Raw genomic sequence first — 20533 nt, forward strand, 5'->3', positions numbered from 1 at the left:
CTTATTTCAGAAAGTCACGAAAAAGTGCACTGAGCAGAGTATATCCGGGCGGGAGCGGCATTGTCAAACGCGGCACATTCACACGACGGCAGGGACGACGAATTCCACGACCTCGAATTGCGGCGCGAGCAGGAATTCGTCGACGGACTCCACGCGCACGTCGAGGCCCTGCGCGCGGACGCGGACCGTGCCGTCCAGGAGGCGCTGTCGCAGGAGGACACCACGCGGCAGGGCCGGCTGGAGCGGGACATCCTGGTCGCCGAGCGGTCCGGGCTGCTCGCCGCTCTGGACGCGGTCGACAGCGCGCTGTGCTTCGGCCGGATCGACCTCACCGGCGGCGCCACCCACCACATCGGCCGTATCGGCATCCGGGCCGACGACGAGGAACGCACCCCGCTGCTGATCGACTGGCGCGCCGAGGTGGCGCGGCCGTTCTACCTGGCGACCGGCCACACCCCGATGGGGCTGCGGCGCCGCCGCCACATCTCCAGCGAGGGCCGCACGGTCACCGCGCTGCACGACGAGATCCTCGACCTCGGCGACACCACCCGCACCGGCCACGAGGACCCCACCGGCGACGCCGTGCTGCTCGCCGCGCTCAACCAGGCCCGCACCGGCCGGATGGGTGACATCGTGCGCACCATCCAGGCCGACCAGGACCGCATCATCCGCGCCCCGCACCAGGGGGTGATGGTGGTCGAGGGCGGGCCGGGCACCGGCAAGACCGCGGTGGCCCTGCACCGCGCCGCCTTCCTGCTCTACGAGCACCGCGAACTGCTGGCGCGGCGCGCGGTGCTGATCGTCGGCCCGAACCCCGCCTTCCTCGGCTACATCGGCGAGGTGCTGCCCTCGCTGGGCGAGACCGGCGTGCTGCTGGCCACCGTGGGCGAGCTGTTCCCCGGCGTCACGGCGACGGCCGCCGACACCCCGGCCGCGGCGGCCGTGAAGGGGCGCGCGGAGATGGCCGAGGTGCTTCGGCGCCTGGTGCGCGACCACGAGCGGCTGCCCGACCCGGTGCTCGCCGTCGAGCACGACCGGCAGGTGGTGATGCTGGACGAGGGCCTGGTGCGGGTCGCCCGCGACCGCGCCCGCTCCACGGGGCTGCCGCACAACCTGGCGCGGGAGTACTTCGAGGGCTACCTGCTGAACACGCTCACCGAGCTGGTCGCCGAGCAGATCGGCACCGACCCCTACGACGGGTCCAACCTGCTGGACGACAGCGACGTCTCGGCGATCCGCGACGAACTGGCCGACAACCCGGCCGTGTGGGACGCGATCGACGAGCTGTGGCCGGTCCTCACGCCGCGCCAGGTGGTGGCCCGGCTGCTGGCGGAGCCGGACGGCTACCTGTCGCCCGAGGACGCCGAGGCGGTCCGGCGACCGGTGACCACCGGGTGGACGGTCGCCGACGTGCCGCTCCTCGACGAGGCGGCCGAGCTGCTCGGCGAGGACGACCGGGCGGCGCGGGACCGGGCGGCGCGCGAGCAGCGGGCTCGGATCGCCTACGCGCAGGGCGTGCTGGACGTCGCCTACGCCTCGCGCACCTACGAGTTCGAGGACAAGGACGACGAGGACGCGGAGGTGCTCGGCGCGCAGGACATCATCGACGCGGAGCGGTTCGCCGAGCGGCACGAGGAGGCCGACCACCGCAGCGCGGCGGAGCGGGCGGCGGCGGACCGGACCTGGGCCTTCGGGCACATCATCGTGGACGAGGCGCAGGAGCTGTCGCCGATGGCGTGGCGGCTGCTGATGCGGAGGTCCCCGACGCGGGCGATGACGCTGGTGGGCGATCCCGCCCAGACCGCGGAGGCGGCGGGAGTGGGGTCCTGGGAGCGGATCCTCGCCCCCTACGTCGAGGACCGGTGGGAGCACACGCGGCTGTCCGTCAACTACCGGACGCCCGCGGAGATCATGGAGGTCGCGGCGGCGGTCGTGCGGGCGGGCGACCCCGCGTTCGAACCGCCGCGGTCGGTGCGGGAGACGGGGATCCGGCCGTTCGCCGTCGCGGCGGGCGGTGCCGGCGAGCTGCCGGGGGCGGTCGCCTCGGTGGTGGGCGACCTCGCCCCCGAGGAGGGGCGGCTCGCGGTGATCGCGCCGCGGGAGCTGCACGGGGACCTCGGCGAGGCGCTGGGGGTTCCGGTCACCGAGGTGCCGGACCTGACCCGGCGGGTCGTGCTGGTGGATCCGCGCGGGGCTAAGGGGCTGGAGTTCGACTCCGTGGTGGTGGTCGAACCGGCCGCCTTCGGCCCGAGCGACCTGTACGTGGCCCTCACCCGGGCGACGCAGCGGCTCGCGGTGGTGCATGCCGCGGCGCTGCCGGAGGCGTTGGAGAGGTCCGGGGCCCTCGACCGGACGTGACGGGAGGGCGCACGAATTGTTCTGGCCCGGGCCGGGACCGTCCCGTCGGCGGCCTGGTGGCTGACGGCCCGCCAGCCTGACTGCCCGGTGGCCCCGGTGGCCCCGGTGGCCCCGGTGGCCCCGGTGGCCCCGGTGGACCCGGCGGCCCCGGCGGGTCGGCAGCCCGGAGGCCCGGCGGCCGGGCAGTCCGGCGGCCCGGCATCCGCGGGCGCCCGCCCCCGCCCGTCGGGCCGGGCGACGCCTCAGCTCTGCCGGTGGCGGGCGTAGTGGCGCCGCACCTTGGCGCGGTTGCCGCAGCCGGACATGGAACACCAACGGCGCGTCCCGTTCTTCGAGACGTCGTGGAAGTGCAGCACGCACTCGGGGTTGGCGCACGCCCGGATGCGGTCCGGCCGGTCCGCCAGGAGGCGCAGCCAGTCGGCGGCCGCGGCCCAGGCCGGCAGCCAGGCCGGCTCGTCCACCTCGACCCTGGTGCCAGGGCCGTCCACACGCAGGACGTGGCGCAGACAGCCGTGCGACAGCACCTCGTTGAGGGCGGCGACCGACTCGGGTGACGGGTGCGCGGGGTCGGCGGCCGCCAGATCCAGTGCGGCCCGGGCGGTCAGCAGGGCGGCGCGCGTCTCCCTGTCGGGCGCGGCCGCCACGCCGTCGAGGCGGTCCGCCTGCGAGGCCAGCCAGATGCCCGTGCCGGCCAGGTCGTCCAGCAGGTCGTGGAAACCCTCGTCGTCGATCCAGCGGGTGTTGAGGAGGTCGACGGCGAGCGGTTCCCCGGTCAGCGGCCGGGGGTCCGGCGGCGGCGCTCCGGGCAGGGCTGCCTCGTTCGTTCCCACGGCGTCGGCTCCTTCTCGTCCCGGTCCTCGACTTCCGCCGAGCATAACCGGTCATCCGGCGATGACCAGTTGACCCGTGGCTGACTAACCGTTAACTTCATGTTCAGTGGTTACGAGATCAGCTCGGAACCTCGTGCGGAGGTGTGTGATCGATCATGGGAACCTTCAAGAGCCTGCAGACGGGTCATGTCGCGCTGAACGTCACCGACCTGGAGCGGTCCCTCGGGTTCTACCGGGAGCTCTTCGGGTTCGATGTGCTGGAGGAGGGCAAGGACGGAGACCGCCGCTGGGTCCTGCTCGGCCGTGACGGCCGGCTGCTGGTGGCGCTGTGGCAGCAGAGCGAAGGGGCCTTCGCCGTCGACCGCGCGGGGCTGCACCACCTGTCCTTCCAGGTGGAGAGCGTCGAGGAGGTCAGGGAGGCGGAACAGGCGCTGCGGGCGCTGGGCGCCGAGTTCGCCTACGACGGTGTCGTCCCGCACGGCGAGGGCGCGGCCTCCGGCGGCATCTTCTTCACGGACCCGGACGGCATCCGGCTGGAGATCTACGCGCCCACCGGCGCCGACGCGGCCGCCGCTCCCGTCGCGGGCGCGCCGACCTGCGGGTTCTTCTAGACCGGCCGTTCCCGCCCCGCGGCAGAAAGGAAGACGTCGTGCCCAGCTACCACCACGGCGAACTCGCCGTGCAGGAGCGCGCGGGACTCGCCGCCCAGGCGGCCTTCTCCCTGGGCGGCATCGGCGACACCGTCCCGCCCGTGGCCCGTGCGTTCCTGGCCGAACAGCCGATGATCGTGCTGGGCGCGGCGGACGAGGCGGGCCGGATCTGGGCGACGCTGCTCACCGGACCCGCGGGGTTCCTGCGGGTCCCCGATCCGCGGACGCTCGTCGTGCGGGCGTCGCCGGGGGACCCGTTGGCGGGCGCCTTCGCGGACGGCCGGACGGTCCGGGTCGGCCTGATCGCCGTCGAACCGGCGACGCGCCGCAGGATGCGGGTCAACGGCCGTGCCGGGCGCGACGGCGACGAGCTCCGCGTCGCGCTGGACCAGGTGATCGCCAACTGTCCGAAGTACCTGCAGAAACGGCAGATGGAGGGCCGCGCGCACGCCCGGCCCCGAGCGGCGGTCACCACGGCCGCCCTCACCGCGGCGCAGCAGGCCGCGATCACCGCCGCCGACACCTTCTTCGTCGCCACCGCCTCCGGGCGTGGCGACGCCGACGCCTCGCACCGGGGCGGCAACCCCGGTTTCGTCCAGGTACTGTCACCCACCCTGCTGCGCTGGCCCGACTACGTGGGCAACGCGATGTTCCTGACGCTCGGGAACCTCCACCTCAGGCCGGAGGCGGGCCTGCTGTTCCCGGACTGGGGGACGGGCGCCCTGCTCCACCTGACCGGAACCGCCCGCACCGTCTGGGACGGGAGCGGAACGGACCGCCACCCGGGCGCCCAGCGGCTGGTGGAGTTCTCCGTGGCCGAGGTGCGGGAGGTGGCCGAAGGGTCACCGCTGCGGTGGTCGGCGCCGCAGTACTCCCGCTTCAACCCGTGACCCACCCCGCCCCCTCGCCCGCCTCCCTGCGTCACCAGCACGCTTCCTACCGAACGGAGCCGCCGTCATGCGCGTCACCGTGGACATGAACCTCTGCCAGAACCACGGGCAGTGCGTCTTCGCCGCCCCCGAGATCTTCGCCTTCGACGACGACGAGAACCTCGTCCACCGGGAGCACCCGGACGAAGCGGAACGGGGGCAGGCGGAGCGGGCCGCCGCCCTGTGCCCGGTACGCGCGATCACCGTCGTGCCCGCCCCCTCGCCGGTGGCGCCCTGATGCGCGCGCCCGAGCGGGTGGTGGTCGTCGGAGCGTCGCTGGCCGGGCTGCACGCGGCGCGGACACTGCGGGCCGAGGGCTGGACGGGCTCGCTGACGATCGTCGGGGCCGAGCCACACCCGCCCTACGACCGCCCTCCCCTGTCCAAGGACGTGCTCGCGCAGGAGGAGGAGCCCGGGCTTCCCCGGCTGCCTCTGCCCGCCGGCCTTGACGCCCGGTGGCTGCTGGGCCGCCGGGCCGTGGGCCTGAACACCTCCGAGCGCCGGGTCACGCTGTCCGACGGCACGGGGCTCGACTACGACGGGCTGGTGGTCGCCACCGGCTCGCACGCCCGTACCTCGCCCACCGGCCGGCCCACCCCGCATGGAGTGTTCACCCTGCGCGGCTGGGACGACGCCCTCGCCCTGCGGGCCCGGCTGGGGGCAGGGCGCTCCCTGGTGGTGGTGGGCGGAGGCTTCCTCGGCTGCGAGATCGCGGCGGCGGCCCGGGCCCGTGGCACGGCCGTCACCCTGGTGGAGGCCGCGGAGCAGCCGCTGACGCGAGCGCTCGGCCGCGTGGCGGGCGCCTACGTCGCGGGCCTGCAGGGGGAGGCCGGGATCACCGTGCGCACCGGCATCCGGCTCACCGGGTTCCGTACGGACGCCGACGGCTCGCTGTCCGCGGTGGACCTCTCGGACGCCTCCTCGGTTCGCGCGGACACCGCGGTCCTCGCGCTCGGTGGGGTCCCGGCGACCGACTGGCTGGCGGGCTCCGGTCTCCTGCTGGACGGAGGCGTCTGCTGCGATCCCTTCCTGCGCGCACTGCGCGGCGACGGTGCACCGGCCCCCGGCGTCGTCGCGGCCGGGGACGCGGCCGGCGTGCCGTACGCCGTGGCCGACGGTGCCCGCGTGACGACGGGGCACTGGGCCGACGCCGTCGCGCAGGGCGCGGCCGCCGCGTCCACCCTCCTCCTCGGGGAGACGGCCGGTCCCTACGAGGCCGTGCCGTCCTTCTGGGCCGACCTGCACGGCGCCCGGTTCCGCTCGGTGGGCCTGCCCTCCCTGGCGGACGAGGTGGAGGTCCTCGAGCACGACGTCGCGAGGCGGCGGCTGGAGATCGCATACCACCGCGAGGGCCGGCTGGTCGGTGCGCTCACGGCCGGAAGGACCTCCAGGCTGGCCGCCTACCGCGCCGAACTGACCGCGATGCCGCGAAGCGTGGGCGCCGCGAACTGGTGACGCAGCGCCCCGGGCACGTCACCGCCCCGGCCGTGGGACCGGCCGGGGCGGTGACGTGTGGTCAGGCCGGGGTGAGCCAGACCGTGGACAGCGGGGGCAGGGTGAGGCGGAGGCTCGCGGGGAGGCCGTGCCAGGGCTGGGGCTCCGGCTTCACGGGGGCGGCGTCGCCGGTGGGGGAGAGGCCGGAGCCGCCGTAGCGCGCCGCGTCCGTGCAGAGGACCTCCGTCCACGCGGGGACGTCGTCGGGGACCCCCACCCGGAAGTCCTCCCGCACCACGGGGGAGAAGTTGCACACCGCCAGCAGCGGTGACCCCTCCGCGTCGTACCGCAGGAACGCCAGCACGTTGTCCCCCGCGCCGTCCGCCAGTACCCACCGGAACCCGTCCGGGGAGACGTCCCGCTGCCACAGCGCCGGCGTCCGCCGGTACACCGCGTTGAGGTCGCCGACCAGATCGCGCACCCCGCGGTGGTCGGCCGCCGCCCCGTACGACGGGTCGAGCAGCCACCAGTCCGGGCCGTGTGCCTCCGACCACTCCGCGCCCTGCGCGAACTCCTGCCCCATGAAGAGCAGTTGCTTGCCGGGGTGGGCCCACATGAAGCCCAGGTACGCCCGCAGGTCGGCCCGCTGCCGCCACCAGTCGCCCGGCATCTTCGACACCAGGGACCGCTTGCCGTGCACCACCTCGTCGTGCGAGATCGGCAGCACGTAGTTCTCGCTGTACGCGTACACCATCGAGAAGGTGATCCGGTCGTGGTGGTACGCCCGGTGCACGGGGTCGCGCTCCATGTACTCCAGCGAGTCGTGCATCCAGCCCATGTTCCACTTCAGGCCGAAGCCGAGGCCGCCGAAACCGGACGGGCCGACGTGGTGGGTGGCGCGGGTGACGCCGTCCCACGCGGTGGACTCCTCGGCGATGGTCACCACCCCCGGGACCCGGCGGTAGACGGTGGCGTTCATCTCCTGGAGGAAGGCCACCGCGTCCAGGTTCTCCCGGCCGCCGTGCTCGTTGGGCGTCCACTGCCCGTCCTCGCGGCTGTAGTCGAGGTAGAGCATCGAGGCGACGGCGTCCACCCGCAGGCCGTCGATGTGGAACTCCTCGCACCAGTAGACGGCGTTGGCGACCAGGAAGTTGCGCACCTCGCGCCGCCCCAGGTCGAACTCCAGCGTCCCCCAGTCGGGGTGGGCGGCCCGCTGCGGGTCCGGGTGCTCGTACAGGGGGCGGCCGTCGAACTCCGCCAGCGCCCAGGCGTCGCGCGGGAAGTGCGCGGGCACCCAGTCCATGATCACGCCGATGCCGGCCCGGTGCAGGCTGTCGACCAGGTACTTGAAGTCGTCCGGGGTGCCCATCCGGGCCGTGGGGGCGTAGAAGCCGGTGACCTGGTACCCCCAGGAGCCGCCGAACGGGTGCTCGGCGACCGGCATCAGCTCGACGTGCGTGAAGCCGAGCTCCGCGACGTACGCGGGCAGCTGCTCGGCGAGCTGCCGGTAGCCGAGGCCCGGCCGCCAGGACGGCAGGTGCACCTCGTAGACGGACAACGGCGCCTCGTGGGCGGGGACCGCGCCGCGCCGCTCCAGCCACTCGCGGTCGCCCCACTCGTAGTCCGAGGAGGTGATCACGGAGGCGGTGGCGGGCGGGCACTCGGTGCGGCGGGCCATCGGGTCGGCGCGCAGGGTGCGGCTGCCGTCGGGGCGGGTGATCTCGAACTTGTAGAGCTCGCCCTCGCCGACCGCGGGGACGAACAGCTCCCAGACGCCGGTGGCGCCCAGCGAGCGCATCGGGAACCCGACGCCGTCCCAGAAGTTGAAGGTGCCGGTCACCCGCACGCCGCGGGCGTTGGGCGCCCAGACGGTGAAACGGGTGCCGGTGACGCCCTGGTGGACCATGGGCTCCGCGCCGAGGGCCTTCCACAGCTCCTCGTGGCGGCCCTCGCCGATCAGGTGGAGGTCCAGGTCGCCGAGGGAGGGCAGGAAGCGGTAGGCGTCCTCGGTCTCGTGCGTGCCGCTCTCGTAGCCGACCAGCAGGCGGTAGGCGGGCGCACCCTGGTCGTCGGCGAGCTGGTCGTGGGCGAGCGGGAGGCGGCCGGAGAAGAAGCCGTCGCCGTCGTCGTGGAGTTCGGCCCGCAGCCCCTCGGCGACCACGGTGACCGAGCGGGCGTGCGGGCGCAGGGCGCGGACCACCGTGCCGCCGTCGGCCGGGTGGGCGCCGAGCACGCCGTGCGGATCGTGGTGGGCGCCGGCCAGCAGCCGCTCGCGGTCCTCGGGCGGACACGGCGCGGGGACCACCTCCAGCGGCGCGGGGCGCGGCGCGGCGGCGGGCGGCGGCCCGTCGGGCCGGTCCACGGGGGTGCGCTGCTGCGGTGGCCTGGCGGCCGGCGTCCTGCGGACGGCGGCCGCCCGCTCCCGGCCGGAGGTCGGACGGGTGGACGGTTGGCTGGGCTTCACCACAGGGGGCCTCCTCGGGGGGAACACGCGACGGTCCGACGCGTGAGGCGGTACAGGACCAGGCCGTACGGGATCAGGCGGAACGTGGCCGGGCGGTACGGGGCCAGGCCGGTACGGGGTCAGGGCGGCGCGGGCCCGGCGGGCCGCGGCCGGGGGCTCACGGGACCGCTCCGGCGGCCCCGGCGGCCAGGCGCTGTATCGCGGCCAGCGGCACCCGCAGCCAGTCCGGCCGGTGCCGGGCCTCGTAGACCACCTCGTAGACGGCCTTCTCGGTCTCGCAGGCCCGCAGCATCACCGGGTCGGTGCGCGGGTCGTGGCCGGACGCCTCGGCGTACCCGGTGCAGAACGCGGACCGGCAGGCGTCCGCCCAGCCCGGCGGCCAGGGGCGCCCGGAGTGCGCCGCGTAGTCGAAGGACCGGAGCATCCCGGCGACGTCCCGCACCGCGGGCTGCTCCAGGCGCCGCTCGGCCAGCGGCCGCGACGGCTCGCCCTCGAAGTCGATCAGCGACCACTCGCCGTCCGGGGTGCGCAGGCACTGGCCCAGGTGCAGGTCGCCGTGGATCCGCTGGGCGGTCCAGGTGCGGCCCTCCGAGGCCAGGTCGGCCAGCGCGGTGTACGCGGAGCGCAGACCGTCCGCGTACGGGAGCAGGGCGGGCACCGCGTGGACCGCGGCGTCCAGCCGGTCGCACATCCCCTCGACCATCTGCGCGAGCTGGGCCCGGCCCAGGGTGACGGTGGGCAGGGCGCGGGCCAGCGAGAGGTGCACCTCGGCGGTGGCGCGGCCCAGGGCGCGGGCCTCGCCGCTGAAGTCCCGGTCCTCGGCCAGCCGGGCCAGCGCCAGCTGCCATCCGTCGTCGGCGCCGCGCAGGAAGGGCTGGAGGACCGCCAGCACGTACGGCTCCGGCTCGCCCGGCAGGTGGGCGGTCAGCCAGCCGGCCGGCGCGGGCACCCGGGCGCAGCCCTCGCGGGCCAGCGCCAGCGGGAGCTCCAGGTCCGGATTGATCCCGGGGGTGACCCGGCGCAGCAGCTTGAGGATCAACGATTCGCCGTAGACCACGGAGGAGTTGGACTGCTCCGAGGTGACCAGCCGCGGCGCGGCGTCCAGAGGTAACGGTTGCTCACCCTCGCGTTCGAAGCGCAACCCGCCGACCCGGGCACGGCTGCGCAGCGCCTCCAGCAGCAGCCCGGTGGCCCGCGGGTCGTGCAGCGCGTCGTAGACCGTGGCCCCGGCGAACGGTCCGTGGTGCAGCCGTCCGATCAGGGCGGGGGCCAGGTGGGGCGGCAGGGTGCGGCGGACGCCCAGCAGCAACTGGTAGCAGTCGCCGGGATGTCGTCCCGCGCGGACCAGCAGGTGCAGCAGCCCGGGCTGGTTGCCGGTGGCGGGCAGCGGCAGCAGTTCGGTCTCGGCCACCACGGTCAGGTGGGAGAGCGCGTTGCCCTTCCCGGCGAACCAGCGGCGGCGGGGCAGCCACTCGAGCAGCAGCGGCTCCAGCGAGGCCGAGAGGTCCTGCTCGGGCAGGGTGGAGCGGGCGGGGGCGTACGGCGAGGCTTCCGACATGGCGGCGCGTCCTTTCCCCTTCGGGACGGGGGAGCGGGTGTTTTCGCGTGCCCGTCGCGAGGCGGCCGAAACCGCCTCGCGACGGAACTGGCCGGTTACGCCGGGCCCTTGTCCGCCGGATCCTCACGGAGCCGGAACCAGTAGAAGCCGTGGCCCGCCAGGGTCAGCAGGTACGGCAGTTCGCCGATGGCCGGAAAGCGGACCCCGCCGATGAGCTCCACCGGGTGCAGGCCGGCGAACTCCCGCAGGTCCAGCTCGGTGGGCTGGGCGAAGCGGGAGAAGTTGTGCACGCACAGCACCGTGTCGTCCTCGTACTCACGCAGGAACGCGAGCACCGCCGGGTTGGAGGACGGGAGTTCGGTGTACGCGCCCAGCCCGAAGGCCGGGTTCTGCTTGCGGATCTCGATCATCCGACGGGTCCAGTGCAGCAGCGACGACGGCGACGCCATCGACGCCTCGACGTTGGCCACCTGGTAGCCGAAGACCGGGTCCATGATGGTCGGCAGGTAGAGCCGGCCGGGGTCGCAGGAGGAGAACCCGGCGTTGCGGTCCGGCGTCCACTGCATGGGGGTGCGCACCCCGTCGCGGTCGCCGAGCCAGATGTTGTCGCCCATCCCGATCTCGTCGCCGTAGTAGAGCACCGGCGATCCCGGCAGCGAGAGCAGCAGGGCGGTGAACAGTTCGATCTGGTTACGGTCGTTGTCGAGGAGGGGCGCGAGACGGCGGCGGATGCCGATGTTGGCCCGCATCCGCGGGTCCTTGGCGTACTCCGCGTACATGTAGTCGCGTTCCTCGTCGGTGACCATCTCCAGGGTCAGCTCGTCGTGGTTGCGCAGGAAGATCCCCCACTGGCAGTTCTGGGGGATCGCCGGCGTCTTCGCGAGGACCTCGGACACCGGGTAGCGCGACTCCCGGCGCACCGCCATGAAGATGCGCGGCATCACCGGGAAGTGGAACGCCATGTGGCACTCGTCGCCGCCGGAGGCGAAGTCGCCGAAGTAGTCGACGACGTCCTCGGGCCACTGGTTGGCCTCGGCCAGCAGCACGGTGTCCGGGTAGTGCGCGTCGATCTCCTTGCGCACCCGCTTCAGGAACTGGTGCGTGGCCGGCAGGTTCTCGCAGTTGGTGCCCTCCCGCTGGTACAGGTAGGGCACCGCGTCGAGCCGGAACCCGTCGATGCCCAGGTCCAGCCAGAACCGCAGCGCGGAGATGATCTCCTCCTGCACGGCCGGGTTCTCGTAGTTGAGGTCCGGCTGGTGGGAGAAGAACCGGTGCCAGTAGTACTGCTTGCGGACCGGGTCGAAGGTCCAGTTGGACGTCTCGGTGTCGACGAAGATGATCCGGGCGTCCTGGTACTGCTTGTCGTCGTCGGCCCAGACGTAGTAGTCGCCGTACGGGCCGTCGGGGTCCTTGCGGGACTCCTGGAACCACGGGTGCTGGTCGCTGGTGTGGTTCATGACGAAGTCGATGATCACGCGCATGCCGCGCTGGTGGGCGGCGTCCACGAACTCCACGAAGTCGGCCAGGTCGCCGAACTCCGGGAGCACCGACGTGTAGTCGGAGACGTCGTAACCACCGTCCCGTAGTGGTGACTTGAAGAACGGCGGGAGCCAGAGGCAGTCCACGCCGAGCCACTGCAGGTAGTCGAGTTTGGCGGTGATGCCCTTGAGGTCGCCGACGCCGTCGCCGTTGGAGTCCTGGAAGGAGCGGACCAGGACCTCGTAGAAGACGGCGCGCTTGAACCAGTCGGGATCTCGGTCGCGGGCGGGGGTGTCCTCGAACTTGTCCGGGACGGGCTCGTTGACGATCATGTGGTGGGTGACCCTCCGATCTGCGGTGAGGACGGTCGCAGGGCCCCGTCGCCACCGGCGCCGACGGTCAGCACATGTGCTCCCCCGGGTCCGAGGCGTACATAGGCGTCCCTGCCCCAGTGATAGGTCTCGCCGGTGAGCTCGTCGCGCACCGGAACCGACTCGTGCCAGTCCAGGCCGAGTTGCGGCATGTCCAACGACACCGTGGCCTCCTGGGTGTGGTGCGGGTCCAGGTTGGCCACCACCAGAACCGTGTTCGAGCCGTGCCGCTTGGAGTAGACGATAACTTCGTCCTTGTCGGCGTGATGGAAGCGCAGGTTGCGCAGGTGGCGCAGGGCGGGGCTGGTGCGGCGGATCTCGTTCAGCCGGGCCAGCAGGGGGGCGATGGTGCGGCCCTCCCGCTCGGCGGCCTCCCAGTCACGGGGGCGCAGCTGGTACTTCTCCGAGTCCAGGTACTCCTCGCTGCCCTCGCGCACTGGGGTGTTCTCGCAGAGCTCGTAGCCCGCGTAGACGCCCCAGGCGGGGGAGAGGGTGGCCGCCAGGATCGCGCGGACCTCGAAGGCGGGCCGCCCGCCCTGCTGGAGGTAGGCGTGCAGGATGTCGGGGGTGTTCACGAACAGGTTCGGGCGCAGGTACGGCGCCGTCTCCCCGCTCAGCTCCGAGAGGTAGTCGGTGAGCTCCTCCTTGGTGTTGCGCCAGGTGAAGTACGTGTACGACTGCTGGAACCCGGTCTGGGCGAGGGCGCGCATCATGGCGGGGCGGGTGAAGGCCTCGGCCAGGAAGACGACGTCGGGGTCGGCGGCGTTGATCTCGCCGATGACCTTCTCCCAGAAGACGACCGGCTTGGTGTGCGGGTTGTCGACGCGGAAGATCCGCACCCCGTGGTCCATCCAGAACCGCAGGACGCGCACGGTCTCCTCGACCAGCCCGGGCATGTCGTGGTCGAAGGCGATCGGGTAGATGTCCTGGTACTTCTTCGGCGGGTTCTCCGCGTACGCGATCGACCCGTCGGGACGGTGGTGGAACCACTCCGGATGCTTCTCCACCCACGGATGGTCCGGCGAGCACTGAAGGGCGAAGTCCAGCGCGATCTCCAGCCCCAGTTCCGACGCCCTCGCCACGAAGGCGTCGAAGTCCTCGATCGTGCCCAGGTCCGGGTGGACCGCGTCGTGCCCGCCCTCCTGCGAACCGATCGCCCACGGCACGCCGACGTCCCACTCGTGCGCGGAGAGGGTGTTGTTGGGGCCCTTGCGGTGGGTGCGGCCGATGGGATGGATCGGCGGGAGGTAGACGACGTCGAAGCCCATCGCCGCGACGGCCGGCAGCCGCTCGGCGGCGGTGCGGAAGGTACCGCTGACCGGCGGCCCGTCCTGCGGCACCACGGCGCCCTCGGAGCGCGGGAAGAACTCGTACCAGGAGCCGTACAGCGCCCGCTCCCGCTCCACCAGCAGCGGCAGCGCGTCGGAGGCGGTGACCAGTTCACGCAGCGGGTGGCCGTCCAGGGCCGCGGTCACCTCGGGGGCCAGGGCGGCCGCCAGGCGGGAGGCCACCGGCCGGTCCCCGTCGCGCAGCGCGTCCACCGCGGCCAGCACGGCCCGGCGGGCCGGGCCCTCGGGGACGCCCTCGGCGGCCCGCTCGTGGAGGCGCGCGCCCTCCTCCAGCACCAGGTGGGTGTCGATGCCGGCCGGGATCTTGATGCGGGCGGCGTGCCGCCAGGTGGCCACCGGGTCGCTCCAGGTCTCGACGACGAAGCTCCAGCGGCCGGTGCGGTCGGGGGTGACGGTGGCGGCCCACAGGTCGGTGCCGGGGGCGACCTCGCGCATCGGCGTCCACGGGCCGGGCGTGCCGTCCGGGTCGATCAGCACCACGTTGGCGGCGACGGCGTCGTGCCCCTCGCGGAAGACGGTGGCGGTGACCTCGAAGCTCTCGCCGACCACCGCCTTGGCGAGACGCCGGCCGTCGGCCACGCGGGGACGGACGTCCTCCACGGGTATGCGCCCCACGGTCGCCGCGGGGGCGAGGGGACGCGGGGTCCGGGCGGGGGTCCTGCGGGAGCGGGGCGTCCCCTCCGGCGCCGGGGCGGTCCCCGCGGGCGCGGTGTCCGCGGCCGGGGCCTGGGCCGTGTCCCTCGCGGGATCCTTGGCCGCCGGGGGCTTCTTCGAGGACCTGCCCGGCGCCTTGCCGGTCGCCTTGGCGGGCGCCTTGCCGGGCGTCCCGCCCTGGGACTTGGCGGGGGCCTTGGCGACGCCCTTCCGCCAGCCCTTCATGTCCTTGCCGTCCTTGCCGTCCTTGCCGTTCCTGCTGTCCTTGCCGTCCTTGCTGTTCATCGGGTTCCGGGTCGTGTCGGAGGGTTCGTCCTCACCGGGGTGGGCGGCGGCCCGGCCCTCGGCCGTGCCGTCCCCGGCGGGGCCGTGCTGCGGGGCGGGATCCTCCGGTGGGGTCGCGCCCCCGGCGCGCGCGGGCGGGGTGTGCGCCGGGGCGGCGCCGTCGGACGCCGGGGCGTCGCCTGGTGGCTGCGGCCGGGGGCGGGCTGCGGCGTCCGGCTCCTGCGGACGGGCCGTCGGACGAGATGTGGCGGGCATGACCACTCCTCCGCGTCAACGTGGGTGGGCGGATGGGGAGATGCTGATCGGGTGGTGCGGGAGGAAGGCGAGGGTGGTTCCCGCGAGTGCCACCGAACGGGGGGTACCGGGGGAGCCTTCCCACCCTCTTCGGGTGAGCAATCCGGCGCTTTGTTAACTACTCATGCGTATCCGGGAGCACAAGACCGGTCTCGTACCCGATCGCTACGATCCGGACTTGTACATCCATCGACGTATTCCCCCCTGAGCGGCGGGTATTTCACCCGGCCGCGCCGCGTGTCGTGCGCCGTATGCCCCGGCGGCACGCCGGTGAACCCGCACGCCGTGGTTGATCCGCCCGTACGCGGATACCGTCAGGGGTGACGACGGGGACGCATTCGTGCGGATGTGTCCCCCATTTTTTCCGCACGCCCAGCCGAGGTGGAAACGTGAAGGCGATCCGTCGATTCACCGTCCGTCCCGTCCTCCCCCAACCCCTGCGGCCACTCAGCGATCTGGCGCGAAATCTGCGCTGGTCGTGGCACGCCGAGACCCGCGACCTCTTCCGGTCCGTGGACCCCGAACGCTGGGCGGCCTGCGGCGACGATCCGGTGCGATTGCTGGGCAGCGTCCCGCCCGCCCGGCTCGCCGAGCTGGCCCAGGACGGAGAGTTCCTGGCCCGGCTGTCCGCGGCCGCCGAGAACCTGGCCGAGTACACCGGCGGGCCCCGCTGGTACCAGGAGCAGTCCGGCTCGCTGCCCGCGGCGGTGGCCTACTTCTCACCGGAGTTCGGCATCACCGCGGCGCTGCCGCAGTACTCCGGCGGCCTGGGCATCCTGGCCGGCGACCACCTCAAGGCCGCCAGCGACCTGGGCGTCCCGCTGATCGGCGTGGGACTCCTCTACCGGCACGGCTACTTCCGGCAGTCGCTCTCCCGTGACGGCTGGCAGCAGGAGCACTACCCGGTCCTCGACCCGCACGAGCTGCCGCTCACCCCGCTCGCCCGGCCCGACGGTTCCACCGCGCACGTCTCGCTCGCCCTGCCCGGCGGCACGTCGCTGCGGGCCCGGATCTGGGTCGCCCAGGTCGGCCGGGTGCCGCTGCTGCTGCTCGACTCCGACGTCGAGGACAACGGCGCCGGCGAACGGGGCGTCACCGACCGTCTGTACGGCGGTGGCAGCGAGCACCGGCTGCTGCAGGAGATGCTCCTGGGCATAGGAGGTGTCCGGGCGGTGCGCGCGTACTGCGAGCTCACCGGCCACCCCGCACCCGAGGTGTTCCACACCAACGAGGGCCACGCCGGCTTCCTCGGCCTGGAGCGCATCCACGAACTGGTGAGTGAGGGACTGGACTTCGACTCCGCGCTGGAGTCGGTGCGGGCCGGCACGGTCTTCACCACCCACACCCCCGTCCCGGCCGGCATCGACCGCTTCGACCGCAACCTGGTCGCCCGGCAGTTCGGGCAGGACGCCGAGCTGCCCCACGTCGACGTCGACCGGGTGCTGCGGCTCGGCGCGGAGACCTACCCGGGCGGCGACCCTGGCGTCTTCAACATGGCGGTGATGGGCCTGCGCCTGGCCCAGCGGGCCAACGGCGTCTCCGTGCTGCACGGCAAGGTCAGCCGCGAGATGTTCGCCGGACTCTGGCCGGGATTCGACCCCGAGGAGGTCCCGATCACCTCCGTCACCAACGGCGTCCACGCGCCGACCTGGGTGGCGCCCGAGGTGCTCAGGATGGGTGCCCGCGGCGTCGGGGAGCGGCGGGCCGAGGAGGCGCTGAGCGTCGGCGGCTCCGAGCGGTGGGACGCCGTCACGGACGTCTCCGACGACGAGATCTGGCAGTTGCGCCGCTCGCTGCGCGCCCAGTTGGTCGACGAGGTGCGGCGGCGGCTGCGCGACTCCTGGCGCCAGCGCGGCGCGGGCGACGCGGAGCTCGGCTGGATCGACGGCGTCCTCGACCCGGACGTGCTGACCATCGGCTTCGCCCGCCGGGTGCCCTCGTACAAGCGACTCACCCTGATGCTGCGCGACCACGACCGGCTGCGCTCGCTGCTGCTCCACCCGGAACGGCCGGTGCAGCTGGTGGTCGCGGGCAAGGCCCACCCGGCCGACGAGAGCGGCAAGCGGCTGATCCAGGAGCTGGTGCGGTTCGCCGACGACCCGCGGGTGCGGCACCGGATCGTCTTCCTGCCCGACTACGGCATGGGGATGGCCCAGAAGCTCTACCCGGGCTGCGACATCTGGCTGAACAACCCGCTGCGGCCGCTGGAGGCGTGCGGCACCAGCGGCATGAAGGCCGCGCTGAACGGCTGCCTCAACCTGTCGGTGCTCGACGGCTGGTGGGACGAGTGGTACCAGAGCGACTTCGGCTGGGCGATCCCCACCGCGGACGGGACCGGCACCGGGCCCGAGCGGCGTGACGACCTGGAGGCCGCGGCCCTCTACGACCTGCTGGAGCGCCGGGTCACCCCGCGGTTCTACGAGAAGGGCGGGTCGAGCGGCCTGCCGGACCGCTGGATCGAGATGGTCCGCCGCACCCTCACCCACCTGGGGCCCAAGGTGCTGGCGGGCCGGATGGTGCGGGAGTACGTGGAGCGGCTCTACGCCCCGGCCGCCCGCTCCCACCGGGCGATGGACGCGGACGCGGCCCGCGAGCTCGGCGAGTGGAAGGCGCGGGTGCGCGGCGGCTGGTCCGGCGTGCGGGTCGGCCACGTGGAGACCTCGTCCGCGACGGCCACCGCCGAGCTGGGCGCCACGCTCACCCTGCGGGTCAGGGTCGGGCTCGGCCGGCTCGCCCCGGAGGACGTCGAGGTGCAGGCCGCGGCGGGCCGGGTCGACGCCGAGGACCGGCTCACCGCCCCGACCACGGTCCCGCTCAAGCCGGCGTCCAACGGGCCCGACACGGAGGGGAACTGGGTCTACGAGGGCCCGCTGACCCTGGACCGCACGGGACCGTTCGGCTACACGGTGCGGGTGCTGCCCGCGCACCGGCTGCTCGCCTCGGGCGCGGAGCTGGGGCTGGTCGCGCTGCCCGCCGAGGAAATGGTGGAGGCGGCCGGGGTGCTCATGCGCTGACGGGTCCCCGCGCGGCGCCCGGCGGCGCCGCGCGGCCCCTCGGCCCTTGCGCGGGCGGGTCGGCACCGTGTCGGCGGGCGGGCACCGCGTCGGCCCCACGGTGCCGCGTCGGTGGGTGGGCGCCGCGTCGGCGGGGCGGACCGGAACCCGGACGGCGCGGTCGGCTCAGAACCCGGACGGCGCGGTCGGCTCAGAACCCGGACGGCGCGGTCGGCTCAGAACTCGGCCGGCGGGTCGGCGAGGCGGCGCAGCACCACGCCGCAGCGCCGGGCATAGGCGTGCTGGAAGCCGCGGGTCGCCGGTCCGCCGGCCCTGGCGTACCACTTGGCGGGGCGGGAGAACGCGGTGACGGTGAGCCAGACGGTGCCGTCGCCGGTGCGGCTGACCACGAAGGCCTCCTCACCGCTCTCGGGGTGGCCGGGCAGCGTCCCGTAGGCCCAGCCGACGCGGCGCGGCTCGTCCACCGTCCACACCACCCGGCAGGGCGCCCGGACGATGCCGGCCAGGGTCACCGTGACGTCGACCCCGGGCGCCGCCCGCTCGGCCGAGGTGGTGATCCCCACGCCCATCTCGCGGTGCATCCGCCAGGTGGTCAGGGCCTCGGCGGCGCGGCGGAACACCTCCTCGCCCTCGCCGAGCCGGGTGCGCTCGTGCAGGGAGTGGAAGCCGGGCGGGCAGGGGACGCCGCCGTCACGCGTGGCGCCGACGTCCTCGTAGGTGAACGACATGAGGCCCAAGACTAAGCGGCACCCGGGGGCATATGCCCCCGGGTGCCGCTCAGTCGTTCGAGGATTTTCGGTCAGTTCCCGACCGGCGTCACTTGACGTTGATCGCGGCCCAGGCCGCGTTCACCGCGTTGTACTCCGCGCTGCCCGAGCCGTACAGCGAGGTGGCCGCGCTCAGCGTGGCGGTGCGGGCGCCCGCGTACTTGGTGCTGGACGTCATGTAGGTCGTCAGCGCCTTGTACCAGATCTGCAGCGCCTTGGCGCGACCGATGCCGGAGACCGTGGTGCCGCTGTAGGTCGGCGAGTTGTAGCTCACGCCGTTGATCGTCTTGGCGCCGCTGCCCTCGGAGAGCAGGTAGAAGAAGTGGTTGGCCGGGCCGGACGAGTAGTGCACGTCCTTGGAGCCGAGGCTGGAGGACCAGTAGTCGGCGGAGGCGCCGTCCTTGCTGGGCTTGTCCATGTAGCGCAGCGGCGTGCCGTCACCGTTGATGTTGATCTTCTCGCCGATGAGGTAGTCGCCGGCGTCGGTGGCGTTGGCGGCGTAGAACTCGGTGCCGGTGGCCAGGATGTCCGAGGTGGCCTCGTTGAGGCCGCCGGACTCGCCGCTGTAGGTGAGCTTGGCGGTGACCGAGGTGACGCCGTGGCTCATCTCGTGGGCGGCCACGTCCAGCGAGGTCAGCGGGTGGGTGTTGCCCGAGCCGTCGCCGTAGGTCATGCAGAAGCAGGAGTCCTGCCAGAAGGCGTTGACGTAGGCGCTGCCGTAGTGGACCCGGGAGTAGGCGGCCTTGCCGTCGTTCTTGATGCCGGTGCGGCCGAAGGTGTTCTTGTAGAAGTCCCAGGTCATCTGGGCGCCGTAGGCGGCGTCCGCGGCGGCGGTCTGGTCGGTGGTGGCGCTGGAGGCGGCGCCGGTGCCCCAGACGTCGTCCGCGTCGGTGAACAGGGTGCCGGTGCCGGAGGTGGCACGGGCCAGGTTGTACGTCTTGTGGCCGCCGCGGGTGGCGTCGGTCAGCTGGTACGTCGAGCCGGAGAGCGTGGTGTTCAGCGTGACGCTGCCGGAGTACATGGTCTTGCCGGTGCCGGTGTGCACGCCCTGGAACTCGGCGATCTTCTCGCCGGAGACGGCGTCGGTGATCACGTGGAGCTCGTTGGGGGTGCCGTCGGCCTGCAGACCGCCGACCACCGTCTCGTAGGCCAGTCTCGGCGCGCCGTCGGCGGCCCAGACCACCTTGCGGGAGGACTCGACGGCCGACTTCTCGGCGTCGGCGGCCTCGGAGGCGGAGAGCGCCTGGCTCTTCGCCTTGGCCGCGGAGACCTCGGCGGTCAGGTCGGCCTTGATCTCGGCCTTGACGTTCTTGGTGACGCCCAGGTGCTTGCCGGCGCCCGAGGTGTGGACGACGAGGTCGCCGCCGAGGACCGGGAGGCCGCCGAAGGTGCGCTCGTAGCGGGTGTGCACCGAGCCGTCGCCGTCCTGGACCACGTCCCGGACGACCAGCTTCTCCTCGGCGCCCAGGCCGATCTTCTCGGCCGTGTCGGCGGTGCGGGCCTCGGCCGCCTTCAGCAGGGCGGTGCGGGCGGCGGGGGACAGCTGCACCGGCATCGCGGCGGGGACGGCCGCGGTCTGCGCGGAGCCCGCGGCGGGGGCGGGAGCTCCGGTGGCGGTGCCGGCGGTGACGAGCAGGGAGCCGGTGGCGAGGGCGATGGCAGCGGCCATCGCGGTGCGACGCGCGTAGAAGGCGGACACGCGATCTCCTTGTGTGGATGTCCGGGCGGCGGCCGGGGTCGGGCCGATCCGGACGGCTTGCAGGGGGAAGGCAAGGCGGGAGCTGCGGTGGTGCTGGTGCAGCGGGCTGCGGTGGAACTGTGACACCGAGGGCGCGTACATGTCATGACCGCGAGGTCAGGTTGGCCGGAAAGTGGCAGGCAGATGAATGTTTCGGTGGTGTGACACGGGGCGGTGATCGGTAAAGCCGCAACCAAGAGCGGCCCGGTCCGACGCAAAGGAAGATCAAAGAGCCGGACCCCGCCGCTGGCCCGGCCCCTGCGGCAGCAGGGCGGGCGGGCCGGCGGTCGTCATGGACGGGTAAACGGACCGCGGCGCGAAAGTGGCCGGCGGGCGATGAGGGCCTTGGCCGAAAATCG

The 20533-nt window shown here is 73.4% G+C and carries 13 protein-coding genes; 6 read left to right on the forward strand and 7 right to left on the reverse strand.

Going from position 1 to position 20533, the window contains the following annotated elements:
• Window positions 1-60 precede the first annotated feature (60 nt).
• Window positions 61-2358: a HelD family protein gene (locus ABT026_RS03900; RefSeq protein ID WP_502967892.1), complete on the forward strand. Its 2298-nt coding sequence runs from the start codon at window positions 61-63 to the stop codon at window positions 2356-2358.
• A gap of 242 nt (window positions 2359-2600) precedes the next feature.
• Here ABT026_RS03900 and ABT026_RS03905 read toward each other — a convergent pair whose 3' ends face one another.
• Window positions 2601-3167 carry a CGNR zinc finger domain-containing protein gene (locus ABT026_RS03905; RefSeq protein ID WP_351112183.1) on the reverse strand — a complete coding sequence of 189 codons (567 nt, stop codon included), beginning with the start codon at window positions 3165-3167 and terminating at the stop codon, window positions 2601-2603.
• Window positions 3168-3343: 176 nt separating this feature from the next.
• On the opposite strand from ABT026_RS03905, the gene ABT026_RS03910 reads away from it, so the two are divergent.
• The 4 genes from ABT026_RS03910 to ABT026_RS03925 all read left to right on the forward strand — a co-directional run bounded on the left by ABT026_RS03910 (window position 3344) and on the right by ABT026_RS03925 (window position 6222).
• Window positions 3344-3799 (forward strand): VOC family protein, encoded by a 456-nt coding sequence (locus ABT026_RS03910; protein WP_351111860.1) that lies wholly within the window; start codon window positions 3344-3346, stop codon window positions 3797-3799.
• A gap of 38 nt (window positions 3800-3837) precedes the next feature.
• Entirely contained in the window at window positions 3838-4728 is an 891-nt protein-coding gene (locus ABT026_RS03915) for a pyridoxamine 5'-phosphate oxidase family protein (RefSeq protein ID WP_351111862.1), read from the forward strand.
• 67 nt (window positions 4729-4795) lie between these two features.
• Window positions 4796-5005, forward strand: coding sequence for a ferredoxin (locus ABT026_RS03920; protein ID WP_351111864.1), 210 nt, complete (start codon window positions 4796-4798; stop codon window positions 5003-5005).
• Window positions 5005-6222, forward strand: a complete 1218-nt coding sequence (locus tag ABT026_RS03925; RefSeq protein ID WP_351111866.1) for an NAD(P)/FAD-dependent oxidoreductase — start codon at window positions 5005-5007, stop codon at window positions 6220-6222. The genes ABT026_RS03920 and ABT026_RS03925 overlap by 1 nt, the downstream gene beginning before the upstream one ends.
• A 61-nt stretch (window positions 6223-6283) precedes the next feature.
• Here ABT026_RS03925 and glgB read toward each other — a convergent pair whose 3' ends face one another.
• The 4 genes from glgB to ABT026_RS03945 all read right to left on the reverse strand — a co-directional run bounded on the left by glgB (window position 6284) and on the right by ABT026_RS03945 (window position 14616).
• Window positions 6284-8665 (reverse strand): 1,4-alpha-glucan branching enzyme, encoded by a 2382-nt coding sequence (gene glgB, locus ABT026_RS03930; RefSeq protein WP_351111868.1) that lies wholly within the window; start codon window positions 8663-8665, stop codon window positions 6284-6286.
• A 157-nt stretch (window positions 8666-8822) separates the two neighbouring features.
• A complete protein-coding gene (locus ABT026_RS03935; RefSeq protein WP_351111870.1) occupies window positions 8823-10223 on the reverse strand; it encodes a maltokinase N-terminal cap-like domain-containing protein in 1401 nt (466 codons plus the stop codon).
• A gap of 95 nt (window positions 10224-10318) precedes the next feature.
• Window positions 10319-12034: a maltose alpha-D-glucosyltransferase gene (gene treS / locus ABT026_RS03940; RefSeq protein ID WP_351111872.1), complete on the reverse strand. Its 1716-nt coding sequence runs from the start codon at window positions 12032-12034 to the stop codon at window positions 10319-10321.
• Window positions 12031-14616, reverse strand: a complete 2586-nt coding sequence (locus ABT026_RS03945) for an alpha-1,4-glucan--maltose-1-phosphate maltosyltransferase (RefSeq protein ID WP_502967893.1) — start codon at window positions 14614-14616, stop codon at window positions 12031-12033. Before ABT026_RS03945 ends, treS begins: the two co-directional genes overlap by 4 nt.
• A 428-nt stretch (window positions 14617-15044) precedes the next feature.
• Here ABT026_RS03945 and glgP point away from each other — a divergent pair, with 428 nt between their 5' ends.
• Window positions 15045-17669 carry an alpha-glucan family phosphorylase gene (gene glgP / locus ABT026_RS03950; RefSeq protein WP_351111874.1) on the forward strand — a complete coding sequence of 875 codons (2625 nt, stop codon included), beginning with the start codon at window positions 15045-15047 and terminating at the stop codon, window positions 17667-17669.
• 215 nt (window positions 17670-17884) lie between these two features.
• Here the strand turns inward: glgP and ABT026_RS03955 are convergent, their stop codons facing one another.
• Window positions 17885-18397: a DUF1990 domain-containing protein gene (locus ABT026_RS03955; protein ID WP_351111876.1), complete on the reverse strand. Its 513-nt coding sequence runs from the start codon at window positions 18395-18397 to the stop codon at window positions 17885-17887.
• 88 nt (window positions 18398-18485) lie between these two features.
• Window positions 18486-20135: a M4 family metallopeptidase gene (locus tag ABT026_RS03960; protein ID WP_351111878.1), complete on the reverse strand. Its 1650-nt coding sequence runs from the start codon at window positions 20133-20135 to the stop codon at window positions 18486-18488.
• Window positions 20136-20533: the final 398 nt, after the last annotated feature.

The organism is Streptomyces sp. NPDC002734, assembly GCF_040295685.1.
Classification (GTDB): domain Bacteria; phylum Actinomycetota; class Actinomycetes; order Streptomycetales; family Streptomycetaceae; genus Streptomyces.